The following is a 19,889-nucleotide window of genomic DNA, read 5'->3' as shown; positions in this document are numbered from 1 at the left end:
ATTTTTCAAAAAACCGGCAAATTGAAATATGGGAGGAAATAACGCTATGATCGTCACTGAATTATTAAACGATTTATCTAAAAAGGGCATCCAACTGTGGGTTGAAGATGAGAATCTACGCTATCGCGCTCCTCAAGGCGTTTTAACGCCCACAATATTAGATATTTTGCGTCAGCATAAAGCGGAAATTATAGAGCAACTGCGTTTGGTAGCAACACCGGAAAAATCGTCGTTCCAACCTTTATCTCACGGTCAAAAAGCACTATGGGTTCTTTATGAAATTGCGCCTGATAGTGTTGCTTATAATCTGTACGCTACTGTACGGATAGGTTCGGTTGTAGACATTAATAAATTAAATCTTACTTGGCAGATTTTATTAGAACGTCATCCAATTCTGCGGACGGTTTATAAGACTTATAACGGTCAACCAGTGCAAGTTTTAAAAGACACAAAGGTTGATATTCCGCTTATAGATGCGGTTAGTTGCAGTGAGGATAATTTTAATAGGCAGATACTAGCAGAAGCAGATCGACCTTTTGACTTGGAAGATGGGCCGATATTGCGTCTTAGCCTATATGCGCGATCGCCTCAAGAATATATCTTGCTGCTGGTTGTTCATCACATTGCCTTTGATTTCTGGTCTTTCGATTTACTAATACAAGAATTTCGGATTTTATATAAAGAAATAGTTCAAAAAGGTCAGAACTTCTCTCCTAACTGTCTACCGCCTTGTCTCTCATATACTGATTACACCAACTGGCTGCAACAAAAGCTAGAAAGTGTAGAAGGAGAACGTTTGTGGGGCTATTGGCACTCAAAATTAGCTGGAGAGTTACCAATTTTAGACCTTCCTATAGATAGGAAAAGACCGCCAGTGCAGACTTATGCAGGTGCTAAATATACTGTTAACTTGGATGAAAAACTGGTTCAGCAATTAAAGGCATTGGCAAAAGCAGAAGGAACAACGCTTTACACGACCTTAATGGCAGTATTTCAGGTCTTGCTTTACCGCTATACAGGTCAAAAAGATATCTTGTTAGGAACTCCTACATTAGGACGCGATCGCGCTGAGTTTGAAGGAATAGTTGGCTATTTTACCAATCCAGTTGTTGTGCGTGGGGATGTTTCTGGTAATCCAACGTTTAAAGAGTTTTTAGCGAGAATGCGTCAAACAGTATTGGAGGCATTGTCAAATTCTACTTATCCGTTCCCTTTATTAGTAGAAAAATTAAATGTAGAAAGAGATCCGAGTATATCCCCTATTTTTCAAGTATCTTTTACGTTTAATGAATTAAGACGCAATACTTTAGCTCAGTCCTCTGGAGTTTCTGAATTAGAAATTGAAACCTTGACAATGGGTCAGAGGGGAGCGGGTTTGGATTTAGATTTAATGATATTGAATCAAGCTGGTTCGTTAGTTCTTAATTGGGTTTACAATACAGATTTGTTTGAGGCGGCAACCATTGAGAGAATGGCGGGGCATTTCCAAACATTATTAGTAGGATCTGTAGCCAATCCAGAACAGCCGATTTCTGAATTACCTTTGCTTACCGAGTCGGAAAGACATCAGCTATTAGTTGAGTGGAACAATACATGGGCTGAGTATCCCTTTGATAAGTGTATCCATCAGTTATTTGAAGAGCAGGTTGAGCTAAGTCCTGACGCTGTGGCAGTAGTGTTTGAAGGAGAACAACTCACCTATCGAGAGTTGAATGCAAAAGCGAATCAGTTGGCTCACTATCTGCGTTCAGCGAAGCTGTCGCGTAGCGAATCGCTAGGTGTAAAACCTGAAGTTTTGGTAGGCATCTGCGTTGAACGTTCCTTTGATACGATCGTAGGAATATTAGGCGTCCTCAAAGCTGGAGGCGCTTACGTCCCCATAGACCCTGCCTACCCGCCAGAGCGCATCGCCTATATGCTCGATGATTCAGGGCTGCCAGTTTTACTGACTCAACAAAAACTGGTCGCCTCGTTACCAGAGCATCAAGCACAGGTAGTCTGCTTAGATTCTGATTGGGAAGAAATTTCTCATAGAAGTAAACTTACTCCCATTACCGAAGTAACACCTGAGAACTTAGCTTATGTCATTTATACCTCTGGCTCAACCGGAAAACCTAAAGGAGTTCTCGTCGCTCATCAAGGATTGTCCAATCTAGTTCAATTACAAATCAAGCTATTTAACGTGCGACCAGATAGCCGTGTTCTCCAGTTTGCTTCCATTAGCTTTGACGCTTCTATCTGGGAAATTATCATGGCTCTTTGTGCGGGGGGTAAGCTCTGTCTGGGAACGCGAGAAGAATTGCAACCAGGGCCAGCGTTGCTCCAGCTATTGAAGGAGCAAAAAATCACCCATGCTAACTTTGTGCCATCTGTGCTTGCGGTTTTGCCTGATGAGGAATTACCCGATTTAGAGAATATTGTCGTAGGAGGAGAGGAGTGTCCTCCTTCTTTGGTGGAAAGATGGGCAAATGGACGGCGTTTTTTCAATCTCTACGGCCCAACTGAATCTACTGTCTGCGCTACTATTGCGCGATGTTTTAAAGGTACTGGAGTGCTATCAATTGGACGACCAATTGACAACACGCAAATCTATATTCTCGATCGCTATCTCCAACCCGTTCCCATCGGGGTTCCTGGGGAATTGCATATTGCTGGTGTGGGACTAGCAAAAGGCTACCTCAACCGTCCAGAACTGACCGATGAGAAATTTATCTTCAACTCTTTTAGCAATGAACCCTCTTCTCGCCTCTACAAAACAGGCGACCTAGCCCGTTATCTAACAGACGGCAACATCGAATATCTTGGCCGCATCGACAATCAAGTTAAAATTCGTGGTTTTCGCATTGAACTAGGCGAAATTGAGGCATTATTAGCTCAACACCCAGCTATAAAAGAAACCGCAGTAATTGCCCTGGAAAATACCACAGGCAACCAACAATTAGTTGCTTATCTGGTATCCCAAACAGAAGTATCGCTCAGCATTAGCGAACTGCGTCATTTCCTCAAAAAGCAACTCCCTGATTACATGATACCCAGTGCTTTTGTTAGACTGGAACACCTCCCCTTAACTCCCAGTGGAAAAATTGACCGTCGCGCCCTACCTACCCCATCTATTCGTTCCGAACTCGAATTAACTTTTGTAGCTCCACACACTCCCATAGAAGAAATATTAGTCAACATTTGGGCAGAAGTGCTGGGAATAAAACAAATAGGTATTAACGATAATTTCTTTACCTTGGGAGGCCATTCCTTATTAGCGACTCAAATAATTTCTAAAATTGGCACAAGTTTTGGTGTGGAAATCCCCTTACGCCATGTATTTGAATTCCCCACAATTGTCGAACTAGGAGAACGCATTCAAATATTACTCTTGGGCGAACAATCTGTACAAATAACGCCCATATTACCCCGTGACCGCAATACCGAAATCCCCTTATCCTTTGCTCAATCTAGATTGTGGTTCCTCGACCAACTACAACCGGAAAGTTCCTTTTACAACATTCCCCACATTTTTCGTTTAAAAGGTCAACTTAATATTGAGGTTTTAGAGAACAGTTTCAATGAAATTATTCACCGTCACGAAAGCTTACGCACCAACTTTATAGCCAGGGATGGAAGACCCGTTCAAATTATTCAGGCAAATTTTCAATTGAAATTACCGATTAGAGAATTGGTAAATTTATCTGAAGAGGAGAGAGAAGCTGAAGCTCAAAGATTAGCTAATGAGTTAGCCAATCAACCTTTCAACCTCCAGGAAGAACCGTTACTCAGAAGCTCTTTACTTAAATTAGGTGAACAAGATTATATCTTAGTCTTAGTTTTACATCATATTATTGCTGATGGGTGGTCAATGGAGATTCTGGAACGGGAATTAAGCATTATCTATACAGCATTGTGTAATCATCAAACTCCAACCTTACCCGAATTACCGATACAATATGCTGACTTTGCTGTTTGGCAACGAAACTGGTTTACGGGTGAAATATTCCAAACACAGCTTAATTACTGGCAACAACAACTCAAAGATGTTCCTACTTTATTAGAATTACCTACAGATCGACCCAGACCAGCGATTCAAACTTATCGTGGCGCACAGCAATCTTTTCAACTTTCTGTAGAACTCAGTGAAGCGATTATTTCACTTTCTCATCGCATGGGTGTCACCCCATTTATGTTGCTTTTAGCCGCATTTCAAACTTTGCTCTATCGCTTATCAGGTCAAGATGATATTGTCGTAGGTTCACCGATTGCCAATCGTCATTATCGGGAAGTCGAAGGGTTAATTGGCTTTTTTGTCAATACTTTAGCTCTGCGAACTAATTTATCCTTAAATCCCAGTTTTGAAGAGTTAGTAAGTCAAGTCAGGGAAGTGACATTGGAAGCATACGCTCATCAAGATATGCCGTTTGAGGAGGTAGTAGAAGTATTGCAACCAGAGCGTTCTTTAAGTCATTCCCCTGTATTTCAGGTCATGTTTGGGGTTGAAAATGAGCAGATATCTAACTTCTCTTTACCTGCATTAGAATTCAGCCGATTGATAGGAGAAACTAACTACGCTAAGTTTGATTTAGATTTATCGTTCCAGAATACTAATGATGGTTTTCTTGGGCAATGGGAATACAATACTGACTTGTTTGATGGGTCAACTATCGCTCGAATGACAAATTATTTACAAACCTTATTATCAGAAATTGTTGCAAATCCCAAAACGCCAATTTTAGAGTTACCTTTACTGAATAAAACCCAAGAGCATCAGTTGTTAATAGAGTGGAATCATACTCAGAAATATTATCCTCAAGATAAGTGCATCCATCAATTGTTTGAAAAACAAGTGGAATTAATTCCTGATGCTGTGTCGGTGGTTTTTGAAGAGGAACAACTGACTTATCGAGAATTGAATGTAAAAGCCAATCAGTTAGCACATTATTTGCAAACTTTAAGGGTAAAACCTGAAGTTTTAGTGGGAATTTGTGTAGAGCGATCGCTTGAAATGATAATTGGTTTGTTGGGCATCTTGAAAGCAGGCGCTGCTTACGTTCCACTCGACCCAGCATATCCAAAAGAACGTTTGGCTTTTATGCTAGAAGATTCTTCTGTACCAGTGCTACTCACCCAACAGAAGCTAGTTGAGAAACTTCCTCCTAATTCGGCTCGTCTTGTCTGCTTAGATTCTGGTTGGGAAGAAATATCTTTACACAGTCAAGAAAATCCTTCAAGCGAAGTACAGCCTGAAAATTTAGCTTACGTTATTTACACATCAGGATCTACTGGAAAACCTAAAGGCGTTTTAATCGAACACAAATCCCTAGTCAATTACACGACGGTTGCGATCACTGAATATCAAATAGAGAAGTCAGATCGCATTCTGCAATTCTCCTCAATTAGTTTTGATGTCAGTGCCGAAGAAATTTATACCAGCTTGGCATCGGGTGCAACACTGGTATTGCGTACCGATACAATGCTGGATTCTTTTGAGGGATTTTTGCAGAAATGCCAGAACTGGGAAATAAGTGTAATGGCTTTGCCCACAGCCTACTGGCATGAATTGACTGCTTTCTTAAGCCAAAAAACTCTTGCATTACCTCCTTCTTTACGTTTGGTCATTCTTGGGGGAGAAAAAGCACTGCCAGAACGACTGAAAACCTGGTTTGAATGTGTAGGACAACAAGTACGCCTATTGAATAATTACGGCCCAACAGAAGCGACTATAGGAGCTACCATATACGAGTTATCAGCAGACGATACGGCATTGAGGGAGTTGCCCATCGGTCGTCCTCTTGGGAATGTCTGTACCTACATCTTAGATCGGAACGGACAGCCTGTACCGATAGGCGTACCGGGTGAGTTGCACATCGGTGGTGCTGGTTTGGCACGGGGGTATCTCAATCGTCCTGAGTTAACCGATGAGCGATTCATTCCCAACCCCTTCAGTGACTCTGCCACTGAACGCCTTTATAAAACTGGAGATCAAGTTCGCTATCTGCCCGACGGCAATATCGAATATCTTGGTCGGATAGATGAGCAAGTGAAGGTTCGCGGTTTTCGCATTGAACTGGGAGAAATTGAGGCGGTACTGGCAAAACACCCGAACGTGCGCTCCATCACAGTCATTGACCGAGAAGATGCACCTGGGAACAAGCGCATAGTAGCTTATCTAGTTTCTAACCTGATTCCAGAACGTGTCCCTTATCACAGTGAATGCCAACTAGAACTAAACGGTAACATCATCACAATCCACACACAGGATATCTCCACTGGCGGCGTTGGTTTGGTGGAGATGCCAGCTACCGAGCCAGGTAAGAGTGTCCGCGTGCATCTGCAACTACCTGGAGAGAGCGAACTTCGCTGGCTTTCTGGGTCAGTAGTTTGGTCACGTCCACCACAGGCTGGGATTCGCTTTCATCTTACACCCAGCGAACAGGCTCAAATTGACCGAAGCGTAGATTATCAGTTGGACACTCAAGACTTGTGGAAAACTTTACAGCGCACTGTGACTCGGAACCTGCGCCACTACCTGAAACAAAAGCTACCTGATTACATGATACCGAGCGCATTTGTGCTGATGAAAGCACTACCCCTGACACCCAACGGTAAAATAGACCGTCGCGCCTTACCCCTACCAGATAACTTTCACAATGAACAGGAAGACCAATTTGTCGCCCCTGGCACCCCGACTGAAACAAAAATGGCTGCTATCTGGGCTGAAGTCCTGGGATTAAAAAGAGTTGGTATCAACGACAACTTCTTTGAATTGGGTGGACACTCTCTGCTGGCAACTCAAATTATCTCGCGCATCAGACAAGTTTTTGCGATTGAACTTCCCCTACGCTATTTATTTGAAGCACCTACCATTGCTTCCCTGTGCCAGATACTGGAAACTGAGTATACTACGGCATTACAAGAGCTATCGGACTATAGCATTGCGTCCCAGAGCTTACCACCTCTTGTCCCTACAACACGAGAAGGGCATCTGCCACTCTCTATTCAACAAGAGTATATCTGGCACGTTCAGCAATTAAATCCGCATAGTTGTGCCTGCAACAGTGGTGTTGCTTTACGGTTGACTTTCAAGGTTTCTTCAGAAGCATTGGAAAAAAGCATCAACGAAATTATCCGTCGCCACGAAAGCTTGCGGACTACTTTTCCTATGGTGAAAGGTCAACCTGTGCAGGTAATTGCCCCAGAACTGACTCTCCCTTTAAAAATAGTAGACTTACAAAATTTACCTTCGGCAAAGCGAGAAACTGAAGCACTTCATTTCTCTGAACGAGAGATGAACTACCACTTTGACTTAGCTCATGGCCCCTTAATTAAGACAACACTGGTGCGATTGTCTTCTCAAGAGCATTGGCTGCTAATACCGATGCACCATATCATCACCGATGGCTGGTCAATCGGCATCTTTGTGCAAGAGTTACAAACGCTTTATACCGCTTTCTCAAATGGCTTACCTTCGCCCTTACCTGAACTACCACTGCAATACGCTGATTTTACTCTCTGGCAACGTCAACGGTTTAATGAAGAAGTTTTGGCTCGGCAACTTAACTATTGGGTGGAAAAACTAGCTGTTTCTTTACAACAACCAGAATACAAGCCTGAGCGAGAATCAAGACTTAATTCTAATAGCGATCGCGCTTCTTCCTACTCTTTAACCTTAAGAGAAGATCTAGTCATAGCCCTTGAAGGCTTGAGCCGTTCTCAAAGCGTTACCCCGTCTACCATTCTCCTTACTGCTTTGACTCTCCTGTTATTCAAATATCACAGACAAAACGAAATTCTGATAGTGGCGACCATTGGCAATCGCAGCATTCCAGAACTTGAAACAATGCTCGGTTGCTTTATTAATGACATAATTTTACAATCACAGCTTAATGACGAACAAACAGGAGTAACTCTTTTAGATCAGGTTCGAGAAACACTTAATGAAGCGATTGCAAACAAGGAGATTCCTTTACAACAAGTCATTGAAACTGTCAAAACTAAGAGAGAATTGACCTTCTCGGCTAGCGTTACTATAGTTCCTCCCATAAAAAGTTCTGAGGAAAGGTTTGTATCAGAACTTGTACTGGATTCGGACAAAGACAAACTGTGGGATGAAGAAATTCCCCTAGAACTTTATATTTATTCTGCTTCAGAGGGATCTAAAACTATCGAAATTTATGCTTTTTACAACACAGATTTATTTGGCAGTGAAACTATCAAACGGTTTTTTAACTATTATCAAGAAATTTTGCAAAAACTCGTCGAATCACCAGAAATAAAGATTGGTGCATTTGAGCAATTTGAAGAAAAGTATAGAGAAGGTGTCGAATGAAAAAATCTTCTACCTTCGGCAAAATGCGCGTTTTTTACCTCGTCTGGTTCGGACAACTAATATCCTTGATTGGGTCGGGTCTAACAAGCTTTGCATTGGGCGTGTGGGTGTACCAACGTACAGGTTCAGTCACCCAATTCTCTCTGATTTTGCTATTTGCTCTGCTACCGAGTATCCTGATTTCGACCGTAGCGGGGGCTTTAGTAGACCGTTGGAACCGACGCAAGTGCATGATTGTATCTGACTTTGGTGCGGGGATAACAACAGTGGCGATCGCCTTATTACTCGCCACTGGAAACCTTCAAATCTGGCATATCTACCTTGCTGTCAGCCTCAGTTCCATCTGCAAAGCATTTCAGTTACCTGCTTACACCGCTTCGACCTCTTCATTAGTCCCGAAGGAATTTATCCCCCGTGCGAGTGGGATGGTGCAATCAGCAGAAGCGTGCGCCCAGCTAATTTCACCCCTGCTAGCTGGAGTCTTACTCGGCATCATCCAGCTTCAAGGGATTATTTTAATTGATTTTGCCACCTTCCTCTTTGCTGTAAGCACTCTGTTACTCGTTCGTTTTCCTCATGTTAAAACTGCTACTGTTTCCCCAGATGAAAACCCTTCACTCTGGCGCGAAGCAATTGAAGGCTGGACTTACATTTACACTCGCCCTGGACTGTTAATACTGCTGATTCTATTCGCACTGGACAACTTTGTTGCCGGATTAGTTGAAGTTTTACTGACTCCCCTGGTACTTTCTTTTGCTTCCGTTGCCGTTTTGGGAACGATTCAATCTATCGGCGGTGCGGGGATGCTATTGGGTAGTCTAGCGATGAGTATTTGGGGGGGGCCAAAACCTTTAATTCGGGGTATATTTGCTTTCGATCTCCTGGCTCACCTGTGCATTTTTGCATTTGGGTTACGCACAGATGCTGCACTTTTCGCAGTTGCTAACTTTATCTTATTCTTCAGCTTACCGCTCGTGAATGGTTGGTGCAATGCTATTTATCTGCGAAAAGTTCATCCCGATATTCAAGGCCGAGTTTTTGCCACCATCCAAATGATTTGTTGGTCATGTATTCCCGTCGCTTATCTTGTTGCTGGCCCTCTTGCGGAACGCATTTTTGAACCTCTAATGGCGACTAACGGTTTATTGGCAGGAAGCATTGGACAAATTATTGGTGTAGGGCCTGGTCGCGGCGTTGGTTTGCTATTTATTACAATGGAAATTCCCGTCCTCCTGATCACTATTGCCGCGTATCGATATCCTCGCTTGTGGTTTGTGGAAGATGAACTACCGGATGCAATTGAATAATCAATGTTTTTGTACTTTAGATAGCCGATGCGAGGTTACACTTATCGCTAACCACGTTGAGTAGCAACGCCTTAATTTCAGCTTACTATTAGTATATTTTTCCACCAATCCTTTAAATGTAATCACCTGATGGGGTGAAAACCAGAAGGATGACAACCCCCTGGTTTTTAGTTGAAAAATGATTTCGTTGGCCGGTTCTGCATCTACCGAAAGAGCAAACATCCTGCGGCTCCTTCACTACACAAAGCATTCAGTGCTTTATAAGTTTAAGTTATTTTAACTTTACCGATCAAAGTTTTTAGCTTTTTCTCCATTTTCTTTGGCTAAATGAACTTTTTGTAACAATTCTAAAGCCTGTTGAGAACTTGGGCGATCGAGTGATATCTCTAGCAGACATCCAGGGCAGGTGAAGCCGGGTTTATAGAGCAAACTTTCGATAGACATTTCAATAAAAAAACCACATTCGGGACAAGGCATACCAGGAGAAGGTTGGAGATTTTGTGAGGCTGTAAGCATTTTTAATCCTTATGGGTAATTGCTAATTTAGCAATGCGGTCTTTGTGAGGAATAAGCTAGTTGTTAATTGAAAACCAAGGAAGAGCTTTATTCTAGGGAGATGGCATTTAATTTTGCTTTGGAGGAGGTGGATATACTTCCTTTAAAGGAACTCATTAGGCTGTCAATTCTTCCTGGCATATCAGCTTGCTTTAGTTCTATTCTAAATTTGATATTAGCATCCAATGTTGCTGTTCTTTCATCGTCTTTTTGGCTACTTCATATACCCGTCGTACTAAATCGACCACTCCTATAGCATCCACTGGCTCTCCAGCATCCATAAGCATCTCTTAATTTACTGGCCCTGCAACATTCACCGGCTCTCTGGCATCCACCAGTCTTAGCGCAAAAGCCGAGTTTTCAAAAACCACCGGCTCTCTGGCATCCACCAGTCTCAGCGGGAAAGCCAAGTTCTCAAAATTCAGCGGCCCCCGAACTACTACGGGCCCTCAAGCATCCACCAGTCTCAGCGCAAAAGCCGAGTTCTCAAAAACCACCGGCCCCAAGATTCCCACCGGCCCCAGGAGTCTCACCGGCCCTTAAAGTTCCACCGGCGCCAGGAGTCCCCCCGGCACTTGGAGTAACACCAGCCCCTCAAAACCCATCGGCCCCTCAACATCCACCACCCCAAAAAAACCCACCGGCCCCCGGACATCCACCGACCCCAAAAAGAGCAAGTGAGCCTTATAGAAAAGCCGGCCCCTTCTATATCCATCTGCACCTGAGTATGTACTAACTTTGCAATATCCCCCGGCCTCATAACATCTATCAAGGCCGGTGAATCAAAATTCCAGCCAGACCCTCTATTTTTACAGACTTTTTTTATCTCGTAACATCCATCGGTGCCGGTGTATCCAAATCGTCTTGGAGTTGGCTCTTGAGCCATTCAATACTGGTGGCTCAAAGGTTAGGTTCGGCTTCTAGTTCGCCAATGGAAGGGCCGGTTCTACCTCCACCCACACGAGCAAAATTCACAGGCACAAAAAAATCCACCAGCATCATAAAAAACCCTGGCCCCAAAACAACCACCGATCCTCCGATAACCCCTGGCTCCTCTACAGAAACTGGATCTGTGACATCCCCTGGTGTCGGTGGTCTGCATTTGTAAGAGCGAACTGACTTCGGAGTGCCGGTGCCATAATTTGTTCATGTTTTTGTTCGATGCCGGTGGGAGATGATATTGGTCGCGGTCTGCCTGGTTTGCCGATAATTTAACCTCAGTTCGGGATAAGCAAGGCTGGCTCAGAAACCCAGAGGCAGATTCAGCTAAAGCTGTTGGCCTGCAACAGAAGAATGGGAGATTCTGGATAGAGAGGGATGGAAAAGCTGCCAAGAAATGAAGAGGGGAAGTAAGCTGAAAAATATACACAAACATTCAGCAACCCCCGTCCTATGCCCAGTTTAGATGCTTTGTTTGGCCAAATAGATGACTTCTGCCAAAAATTTGAAGGGCAGTGGCAGCAAACGCTACTGAAGCATGACCTTAAGAGGAGGAAGCGAGAGCGAAGTTTATGCCCCAGTGAGGTGATGACAATAATGGTTGCTTTTCATCAAAATCACTATCGCAACTTCAAGCATTACTACCTAGACCATGTATGTGTGTACTGGCGAACAGAGTTTCCAAGGCTACCTAGCTATCAAAGATTCGTGGAATGGATACCATCAACCTTGCTGCCGCTATGTGTGTACCTGAAACATTGTTTTGGCCAATGTAGCGGCATCAGCTTTATTGATTCGACCAGTCTCAAAGTTTGCCATACGGCGGATTTTGCGGTACCGTATCTTTAAAGATTTAGCTGGACGGGGTAAGACTTCTGTGGAGATGTAAATTGGTTATTCACCGATTCTGATTATGGCTACAAAAATTCCTTTGCTAACATTGATCGCCTTTCTCCATGAAAAAGTTAAGCTTGCACCATAATAAAGCTTTTGATACAAGTTTAGTTCAATTAAAATATATATTAATGAATAATGATTAAAAAAGTAGGGCTAACTCTGGGAAAGTTTGCGCCTTTGCACCAGGGACACCAGTTGCTAATTGAGACAGCATTAGCGGAGATGGATGAGGTAATAGTAGTTATTTATGATTGCCCAGAAACAACTAATGTTACTCTAAATATTCGCTCAAATTGGATTCGACGAATATATCCTAAAGTTCAAGTAATAGAAGCATGGGACGGACCGACAGAAGTAGGTGATACTCCAGAAATTAAGAAAAAGCATGAGAATTATATTATCAATAATCTAAAAATAAAAGGGATCAGCCATTTTTACTCTAGCGAATTTTATGGTGAACACATGAGTTTAGCCTTGGGAGCGGTTAATCGTCTTATCGATGAGCAGCGCAAAATAATACCTATTTCTGGTACAAAGATTAGAGAGAATCCCTTTGCTTTGCGCCATTATTTACATCCTTTAGTTTATCGTGATTTAATTAGTAATATAGTTTTTTTGGGCGCACCTTCTACAGGGAAAAGTAGCATTACATCTCGACTAGCAGAAGAATATCACACAGTTTGGATGCCAGAGTATGGTAGGGAATATTGGGAAAAACATCAGATTGATCGCAGACTATCTTTAGAACAATTGGTAGAGATTGGTGAAGGACATTTGCAACGAGAAGAAGCATTGTTATCTCAAGCCAACAAATATTTATTTACAGATACTAATGCAATTACTACTTATATGTTTTCTTTATATTATCACAATAAAGCAGCACCGAAATTAGTAGAACTAGCCGATCGCGCAAGCTCTCGCTACGATTTGGTATTTGTTTGCGACCTAGATATTCCTTATGAAAATACCTGGGATCGTTCAGGAGAAGCAAACCGAAAAATATTTCAAAAGCAAATTATTAGCGATTTAATTGTTCGCAAAATTCCGTTTTTTCTATTGCAAGGCGATTTAGAAACTAGAGTTCGCTATGTAAAAGATATCTTAAACAAGTATTCCAAATATAAAAACTTGCTGAATTTGTTTAGGTAAGACAGAAGTTAAACTTAATAACATACCTAAACTATACTGAAAAAATGCTGAAACTATTTAGTGTAAACAATATTGCTTTTACGCTCTGGGGATATCCCATGAGTTATATAGAGTTTATAGGTACTATGCTCTATTTGTGGTCAGCTTGGCTAGTAGCTAAAAAGCGGATGCTGACTTGGCCAGTAGGTATTATCAGTGTCATACTTTATATGGCACTATTTTACCAAATTCGTCTCTATTCAGATGCTCTTGAACAAGTTTATTATTTAATTACAAGTATTTATGGCTGGAGGCGTTGGCATATATCCGCTCGATATACAGATAAAATACTAAATTTCCGCTACAGTTCTCGCCGTAGCATGATTTTATATTTAGGTATTACAATCGGACTTTCCTTAGCTACTGGTGCTTTTATGAGTAGGATAAATATATTATTACCTGCTTTGTTTCCAGAAGTAGCGTCTTTTCCCTATTTGGATGCACTGACAACAATTATGAGTTTTACTGCCACGTGGCTAATGACTCAAAAGCGGGTTGAAAGTTGGTGTTACTGGATTGTAGTTGATGTGATAGGAATTGGGCTGTATTACGTTAAAGGAGTGCGGTTTATTGCTCTGCTTTACGTACTCCTTTTGGGAATAGCTATTAATGGTTTAGTCTCTTGGCAAAAAACTGTTAATCAAGAGATTGCAACTAAAGATATTCATATTGAATAAGATTGTATTCTCTATTTAAAACGCACATTCCGCAGATATTTAAGCAAATTTAATTGGGGATGAAATTATACATCAATAAAGCTGCAAATTATTACCTGCAATCATTTGTGGCTTTATTTTGGAAATAAAGGATAAATATTGTTAGATAAATATTGCTATTTTTGTAGAAAATAATACCCATCATTTTTTACTTGATCGGCGCTAAATTTGCTATATAATCTGATTCTAAAACTCTACAAGTTCAATAAGAAATCGTTTGGGGTTTCATTTTTTAACTAATTCTAGAAAATCCAACCCACATCTGCGGAATGTGGGTTCAAGGTTTTGGGGAAGTTGGTGGTATGTGGGATACGATATTGGCCGGTGGTGACAAGAAGATCGCTAAAGTTGGCGAAGTCTTTGGATGTCGGTGATGGCAATAAGGCCGGTGAAGTCTTTGGATGTGGGTGATGCCGGTGAGCAAGCGTGGTGTTGTTGGCGCTGGTGGTGCCGGGGGGGCCGGTGGTAGTGGGGAGGTCGGTGGTGGTGAGGAGGCCGATGGTGCCGATGGTCGCGGAGAGGCCAGTGGTGGTGAGGAGGCCGGTGGTGTACCCGATCGTTGGTGCCGGCCCCCAATAGCCATGAGTTTAAGAATTTCCAAGCGTAACACCGGCCTCCAAAAATCTACCTGTACCACTCCATCCACCGGCCCCTTGAAGTTCCACCGACGCTGCAATAATCTACTGATGCCGATGAATCGCGCTTGAATTTTTTGTTGGCTGTGGAAAAACTTGCGGATCGTAAACTCAACGGGGCCGGTGGCTGATCGCATTATTCGGAAGTAATTGGGGGGCTGCGTGATTTTTTCGGGTTTTTTGGGGCCGGTGAAATACGGGATTTCTTCGGGTTTTTTGGGGCCGATGAAATACGGGATTTGGCCGATTTTCGTTTGGGTTGCCGGTGCCGTAATTTGCCCATGTTTTAGTTTGTGCCGGTGGGACACGCTATTTGACCACTGTCCGCCTGGGATGCCGGTAATCTCTATTTTGTTTGAGCCGGCGCCCATAGGCATGAGATAAAACATGGACGAGCGTGACACCGGCCTTTACAGATGCGCCGGCACGAGCGAGTACCACCGGCTCTTGGAGTATTATCGGCTCCTGAAGATTCACCGGCCCCCTTACATCCAAGGACGCTGACAAATTCACCGGCCCCCTTACATCCAAAGGAGCAGGGAAGTTGACTGGCCTTATTGCATTCAGGAGTGCCGATGAATCATGCAGGGATTTATGGTTGGCGAGGGTCTTGTTGCTTAAATTCGTTTAGTCAAATATCTCGTAGAGCTTCCAGTTTAGAGGTAGATTCCGGTTGCCGGTTCTACATCCCCAGAAAGCTGAATAGACCTTGGCTCATGCACCGGCCCCTACATCCATCGGCTACTCCGCGCTTACTGGAGTAACGGCTCATTCATTTGTGCTGCCGGTGAAGCCGATGAGTTTGCTCTCTCCCGATGGTGCCGATGCTTCCGATGGGGCCGATGCTGCCGGTGAAGTCTATGGATGCTGGCGGTGCCGGGGGATCGGAGTTCGGACGATGATGCCGATAATGTTGGTGGTTTTAGTGAGGCCGGTGGGGCCGGTGATCGAGAGGAGGCTGGTGAGGCCGATGAAGTTGGTGGGGACGGTGATGTACATTTTCTTCTTTATGCCGGCCTGGATGCCCATGAGTTTCTGAATTTCCAAGCGTGACACCGACCTCTTCACGTTCAAGAGCTTCTCTACGTTCATCGGCATAATAAGCTTTTGTGCTGTTTGGGGTAATTATAAGTAAGTTACCAATCCTGGTTGCAAGGGGGCCGATTTAAGTTTTGAGTTTTCACGCATTCGTTAAGAGAATCTTGGGAATCTTCGCTTCTTGGGCAACCTTCAAAACTTTTGCTAAGGCACGATATTTTGCCGACTTAGCAATAATTTATTGAAGTAATGGACTAGACACCTGTAGAAAAATGATCTTAATGGCAGGCATAAAATCAGGTAGTGGCTATAGACTTTAAGCTGATTTTTTGAGATGAATTGAGCAATAACGCCTGTGCTGATTTGTAAAAAAACATAGAGCAAATGCTAACAAATTCTTTAGCTATAAAACAGATAGGCACACTTCTTGAAAAGTTAGATGCGCGAATTTGGCAGTTAAGCTATCAAGGCAAAGTTTATCAAGTGACGTTTTATCCAGAGTGTTTTGATGAGAGGCCGGGGTTGCAGGACATGAGTTGGAAAGTGCGCTTTTTGAGCGTGTAGGCGAGATTAAGAAGGTATTGGGGATAAATTGGAAATTGAATTAGGAAGGAACGGTGGAATATTTTAATTGTTGCAATTACTGGTTGAGCTATTGTGCAGCCGATTCTTGAGGGGGCTAATTTCGTAAGAACTAAAGTATGTTAGCATCTTTTTAATTAAATTTAGAGAAAATCTTAAATGAAAACTCAACTCTTCTCACGAATTAGCTTAGTGCTGGCACTTTCTCTATTAGCGTTACCTACAACTGTCTTGAGCCAAACATCTAGCTGGCTCGACCAACAAGTGCCGATGAATTGGAATCGACCAGGAGTTTCTGTGCCGAATGCTCCAAAGAGCGATGCGATGAATATGGGGCGTTGCCAGCAGCAAATTCGCAACCCTTCTAACCCAGAAGAGCGAGCCGTGAGAGCGGCAGGATGGACTTTGTATAATGTGCGTGGCGAGACCTTAAGTGTTGAGGGAGTGTCGCTCGTTCAAGGGCTGACAGGGTTTGATGGAATGTGCCGGCCTATGGGCTATCAAGGATTTGTTTTCGTAAGGGGTGTCTTTGCAGGGACAATTTCCCCCAAGTCAATGAGTGCTAGAGGCGATGGCGCTTTGATTCAAACCAATATTGAAGGAGCTTCTGTGTTTAATTCTCAGTTTGCTCGCTATAGCAGACAAGATGCCCTCTGCTGTCCTTCAAGAACGAGCAAAGTTAATTACCGAATAGATTTTCAAAACGGCAAACCTCTCCTCATACCCATTAAGGTAACAACTTACCCAAACCGCAGCTAGCGATGAAATGTGAATTGGAAGCCCAGGTGTTGAGCGAGATTCAACGGGGTTTGATAGATTGCCAGCTATCAAAATAATTGCAATCGAGCAGTATTAATCCCCCTACTGCCACCGTGATTCATATCAGTTCCGGCTGCACCGGAATTATATAACTTTTGTTTCTGGACACCAGTGGGAATAAGTAATCCCCTAACAAGGTGACAAGCGCCTTGAAAGCTTTTCCGATTAAGGACTTGAGCCGCTGGAGGTAAGAAAAGATAGGGAATTATTCACACCTTGTTGGGAAGCATTTTGGTCAACGATCATTTACTAAACTCGACCATTTATCAAAAAATTAGATTTATGAGGCATCGCTAACGTAGAAATCTTTTTGGATGCTAGATGCTGAAAGTCTTCCTTTACCAGGCTTTGAGGAAGATTTTAATCCCATCAGCCTACAATCATTAAGTTGTAGTGCGAGTACGAGTTGTTTTTTACGGACAGGTACACCATTAGCGCTACTGAATTCGCAGAGCCTGATCGGCTCTCCTGAATTTTTAGCTTAACTCTTAGTGGAGCGGGTATCTGTTTTTCTTAAATTTTTAGTCAGCCGCTATCTTACCTTGTTTTACGTTGACATACTTATTATTAAATTAAGTGTATTATGGATTTGATACTAGAAAGGAGAAGCTAATTAACATGAAACTAATTATTATGGCTACATTAGTAATTCTACCGGTAGCCTTATATCCTAATCCAGTAAAGGCGGAGCAATGCGATGGTTCAACGGCAGAGATGGTTGCTTGCGGTCAAAGATTGTTTAATAAAGCCGATGCAAGGCTCAACGCAGTTTGGCAAAGTTTACCTAAAAATAAGCAAAATACTCTTCGAGATGCACAACTAAAATGGATTGAGTACAAAGAGCGGAAATGCAAGGCTGAAGCAAGTGCGATTGCTGAAGGTGGAACTATGAAACCTTTAATTGAATTAGGATGCCTGATTGGGGAAACCGAGAAAAGAACAGCTGAATTAGAAGCATTTTTATAAAGTTTTTAGGTGTTGAGCCGCTTGTCTCCTGGTTATCTACTAAAAAACTGAGATTTCCTTAATGCCTATCGGTACTCGCATCTTTCCGTGAGGTACAGACGTTCTGCCAAAGCTAAAACAAATGCAATGCGCCTTTATCAATCTTGGGAGTTTTAACTTTTAGATTGAGCAAATATCCCCTTTATAAAAAATTAAATATGCAACTAGAGGTTAAATCTAAGCTTATTATGCTGTACGGAAGAACTAATAGATTATTTTCAAAAAAAAGCTACCTGTGCGGATGGTTCGCCTGGAGTGTCGGTAATCTACATTTTGTCTGGGCCAATCGGAAATGGCCATGAGATGAAGAAGCATTTGTGAGCGTGATGCCGGCCTCTCAATATCCCCGGCACCCTCGAAATTCATCGGCCCCTCAACATCCAAGGGCTCTGACAGGTTCACCGGCTTTATTACATCCAGGGGTTCCGGTGTGGCTCAAAGTGTTGGAGAAGTTGGTGGTGCCGGTAGAATACGATATTGGCCGCTGCTGGCAAGAAGATCGCTAAAGTTGGCGAAGTCTGGGGCTGTTGGTGGTGGCCAGGAGGCCGGTGAAGTCTTTCTATGTCGGTGATGGCAAGAAGGTCGGTGAAGTCTTTCGATGTCGGTGATGCCAGTGAACCTAATGGTGTTGCTGGCGCTGGTGGTGCCGGTGGTCACTAGGAACTTTAGGAGGCTTATGATGCCGGTGGTCACTAGGAACTTTATGAAGCTGTTGATGCCAGTAGTCGCGGGGAGGCCGGTGGTAGCAGGGAGGTTGGTGATGTACATTTTCTCTATGCCGGCCCCCAATAGCCATGAGTTTTAGCATTTCCAAGCGATACACCGGCCTGTTTACGTTCAGGAGCTTGTCTGTATTCACTGGCTTCCAAACATCCACCGGCCCCAAAAACATCCCCCGGCCCCCAAACATCCGTCTGTCTCACCCGCATCCAAAAACCCTTGGAGTTCCACCGGCGTTCCCAATTTCACCGGCTTCATAAAGTCCACCGGCCCCATGACAACATTCGGCGCTGGAAAACCCACCGGCTCTCATAAAACCCACCGGCCCCATGACTCAATTGGCGTTCTAATAAAATTCATGTGTGTAAAGTTTTGAATATTGATTAAATATGAAATGGCTGAATGAATTATCTCATGTAATTTTTGCCCTTCTTGGGGGAAACTTTGTAGTTAGTGGTGTTTGGCCGGCGAATCACAGATAAGCATTTCAGTATGAGCTATTGTTTTAAAATTTCCCTTAATAAGGGTGTTCCTAACAATTTTTTGGTAAAGCGAACGAAGGCTTGAAGTTTAGCACCCAACCGGCTTTTCTCCAGCCAATCCTCTATATCCAGTTGCTTATCCAAAATCTTTGGTTGGTCGATAATTTCTGCGCTGGCGTAAACTCCGCTTTGGTGCCGGTGTGCCAAATCAATACGCCATCCCCAACGGCCATCTTGTTGACATGCGTGTCACCCGCCAAGGCATTTGCAGATTTGTGCAGAATTGCAAGCACGGTTTCGGAAGAGAGGGGTGGAATGGCAACATTCCCCTCGACTCTAGCTCTCGGCTTTACTCCATATTGAAAGGTGGAAGCCATTTTAATAAATACAGTATTATTTCTCGATATACAAAATCCCCGGACCCTGTGGGTACTCGGAGGTTTTGCATATCGAACTAAAAATTTTTTTTATACGCCGGGGTCAGTAACTCACAGTGGAGCCATAGGACAGTCCCGGAGCTTACAATTTATAATATCGCTTAAACTCACAGGAGTGTCAATGCTGGATCAGAACGACTGCCCAAAGCCCAGGGTCTAACGTTAAAATATGCAAATGTCTACCGCCCGCTAAGCGAATGCTTGGAGAGTGAACAATGAACAATAATAACTTAACCTCCTTTTTATCGGGTCTAA

17 protein-coding genes and 1 pseudogene are annotated in these 19,889 nt (G+C 43.1%); 11 read left to right on the top strand and 7 right to left on the bottom strand.

Annotation, left to right across the window (positions count from 1 at the left end):
- The first annotated feature begins 46 nt into the window (after window positions 1–46).
- Together NG798_RS22525 and NG798_RS22520 are read left to right on the top strand one after the other, a co-directional pair.
- Window positions 47–8,314: a non-ribosomal peptide synthetase gene (locus NG798_RS22525; RefSeq protein WP_261225959.1), complete on the top strand. Its 8,268-nt coding sequence runs from the start codon at window positions 47–49 to the stop codon at window positions 8,312–8,314.
- Window positions 8,311–9,621, top strand: coding sequence for an MFS transporter (locus tag NG798_RS22520; RefSeq protein WP_317619624.1), 1,311 nt, complete (start codon window positions 8,311–8,313; stop codon window positions 9,619–9,621). Before NG798_RS22525 ends, NG798_RS22520 begins: the two co-directional genes overlap by 4 nt.
- 282 nt (window positions 9,622–9,903) lie before the next feature.
- Here the strand turns inward: NG798_RS22520 and NG798_RS22515 are convergent, their stop codons facing one another.
- The 3 genes and pseudogenes from NG798_RS22515 to NG798_RS28230 all read right to left on the bottom strand — a co-directional run.
- Window positions 9,904–10,137, bottom strand: a complete 234-nt coding sequence (locus NG798_RS22515) for a phage terminase large subunit family protein (protein WP_261225957.1) — start codon at window positions 10,135–10,137, stop codon at window positions 9,904–9,906.
- A 578-nt stretch (window positions 10,138–10,715) separates the two neighbouring features.
- The gene (locus tag NG798_RS22510) at window positions 10,716–10,853 is read right to left on the bottom strand and encodes a hypothetical protein (RefSeq protein ID WP_261225956.1); all 138 of its coding nucleotides are present in this window, start codon (window positions 10,851–10,853) and stop codon (window positions 10,716–10,718) included.
- Between the two features lie 1,284 nt (window positions 10,854–12,137).
- Window positions 12,138–12,191: pseudogene (locus NG798_RS28230) on the bottom strand (hypothetical protein); the annotation flags it as partial.
- On the opposite strand from NG798_RS28230, the gene NG798_RS22505 reads away from it, so the two are divergent.
- Window positions 12,172–13,161, top strand: coding sequence for an AAA family ATPase (locus NG798_RS22505; protein ID WP_375338994.1), 990 nt, complete (start codon window positions 12,172–12,174; stop codon window positions 13,159–13,161). The pseudogene NG798_RS28230 and the gene NG798_RS22505 sit on opposite strands and share 20 nt — an antisense overlap.
- Window positions 13,162–13,205: 44 nt before the next feature.
- On the top strand, window positions 13,206–13,877 hold the full coding sequence (gene pnuC / locus NG798_RS22500) for a nicotinamide riboside transporter PnuC (RefSeq protein ID WP_261225954.1): 672 nt from the start codon (window positions 13,206–13,208) through the stop codon (window positions 13,875–13,877).
- Between the two features lie 316 nt (window positions 13,878–14,193).
- Here the strand turns inward: pnuC and NG798_RS22495 are convergent, their stop codons facing one another.
- A complete protein-coding gene (locus NG798_RS22495) occupies window positions 14,194–14,928 on the bottom strand; it encodes a hypothetical protein (protein ID WP_261225953.1) in 735 nt (244 codons plus the stop codon).
- A 39-nt stretch (window positions 14,929–14,967) separates the two neighbouring features.
- On the opposite strand from NG798_RS22495, the gene NG798_RS22490 reads away from it, so the two are divergent.
- From NG798_RS22490 to NG798_RS22460, 7 genes are all read left to right on the top strand, one after another.
- Window positions 14,968–15,099, top strand: coding sequence for a hypothetical protein (locus NG798_RS22490; protein WP_261225952.1), 132 nt, complete (start codon window positions 14,968–14,970; stop codon window positions 15,097–15,099).
- A gap of 161 nt (window positions 15,100–15,260) precedes the next feature.
- The gene (locus NG798_RS22485; RefSeq protein ID WP_261225951.1) at window positions 15,261–15,590 is read left to right on the top strand and encodes a hypothetical protein; all 330 of its coding nucleotides are present in this window, start codon (window positions 15,261–15,263) and stop codon (window positions 15,588–15,590) included.
- A 383-nt stretch (window positions 15,591–15,973) separates the two neighbouring features.
- Window positions 15,974–16,153 (top strand): hypothetical protein, encoded by a 180-nt coding sequence (locus NG798_RS22480; RefSeq protein ID WP_261225950.1) that lies wholly within the window; start codon window positions 15,974–15,976, stop codon window positions 16,151–16,153.
- Between the two features lie 177 nt (window positions 16,154–16,330).
- On the top strand, window positions 16,331–16,930 hold the full coding sequence (locus tag NG798_RS22475; RefSeq protein ID WP_261225949.1) for an LppP/LprE family lipoprotein: 600 nt from the start codon (window positions 16,331–16,333) through the stop codon (window positions 16,928–16,930).
- 374 nt (window positions 16,931–17,304) lie between these two features.
- A complete protein-coding gene (locus NG798_RS22470; RefSeq protein ID WP_261225948.1) occupies window positions 17,305–17,475 on the top strand; it encodes a hypothetical protein in 171 nt (56 codons plus the stop codon).
- A 133-nt stretch (window positions 17,476–17,608) separates the two neighbouring features.
- Entirely contained in the window at window positions 17,609–17,956 is a 348-nt protein-coding gene (locus tag NG798_RS22465; protein ID WP_261225947.1) for a lysozyme inhibitor LprI family protein, read from the top strand.
- A 356-nt stretch (window positions 17,957–18,312) separates the two neighbouring features.
- The gene (locus NG798_RS22460; RefSeq protein ID WP_261225946.1) at window positions 18,313–18,501 is read left to right on the top strand and encodes a hypothetical protein; all 189 of its coding nucleotides are present in this window, start codon (window positions 18,313–18,315) and stop codon (window positions 18,499–18,501) included.
- 113 nt (window positions 18,502–18,614) lie between these two features.
- Here NG798_RS22460 and NG798_RS22455 read toward each other — a convergent pair whose 3' ends face one another.
- The 3 genes from NG798_RS22455 to NG798_RS22445 form a co-directional block, all read right to left on the bottom strand.
- Window positions 18,615–18,854, bottom strand: a complete 240-nt coding sequence (locus NG798_RS22455) for a hypothetical protein (protein ID WP_261225945.1) — start codon at window positions 18,852–18,854, stop codon at window positions 18,615–18,617.
- Window positions 18,851–19,018 carry a hypothetical protein gene (locus NG798_RS22450; RefSeq protein WP_261225944.1) on the bottom strand — a complete coding sequence of 56 codons (168 nt, stop codon included), beginning with the start codon at window positions 19,016–19,018 and terminating at the stop codon, window positions 18,851–18,853. Before NG798_RS22450 ends, NG798_RS22455 begins: the two co-directional genes overlap by 4 nt.
- A 194-nt stretch (window positions 19,019–19,212) precedes the next feature.
- On the bottom strand, window positions 19,213–19,404 hold the full coding sequence (locus NG798_RS22445) for a hypothetical protein (RefSeq protein ID WP_261225943.1): 192 nt from the start codon (window positions 19,402–19,404) through the stop codon (window positions 19,213–19,215).
- Between the last annotated feature and the right edge of the window lie 485 nt (window positions 19,405–19,889).

The sequence above is a fragment of the Ancylothrix sp. D3o genome, assembly GCF_025370775.1.
GTDB lineage: Bacteria > Cyanobacteriota > Cyanobacteriia > Cyanobacteriales > Oscillatoriaceae > Ancylothrix.
Note: the sequence above shows the minus strand (reverse complement) of the source record. Positions and strands in the feature narration are given on the sequence as shown.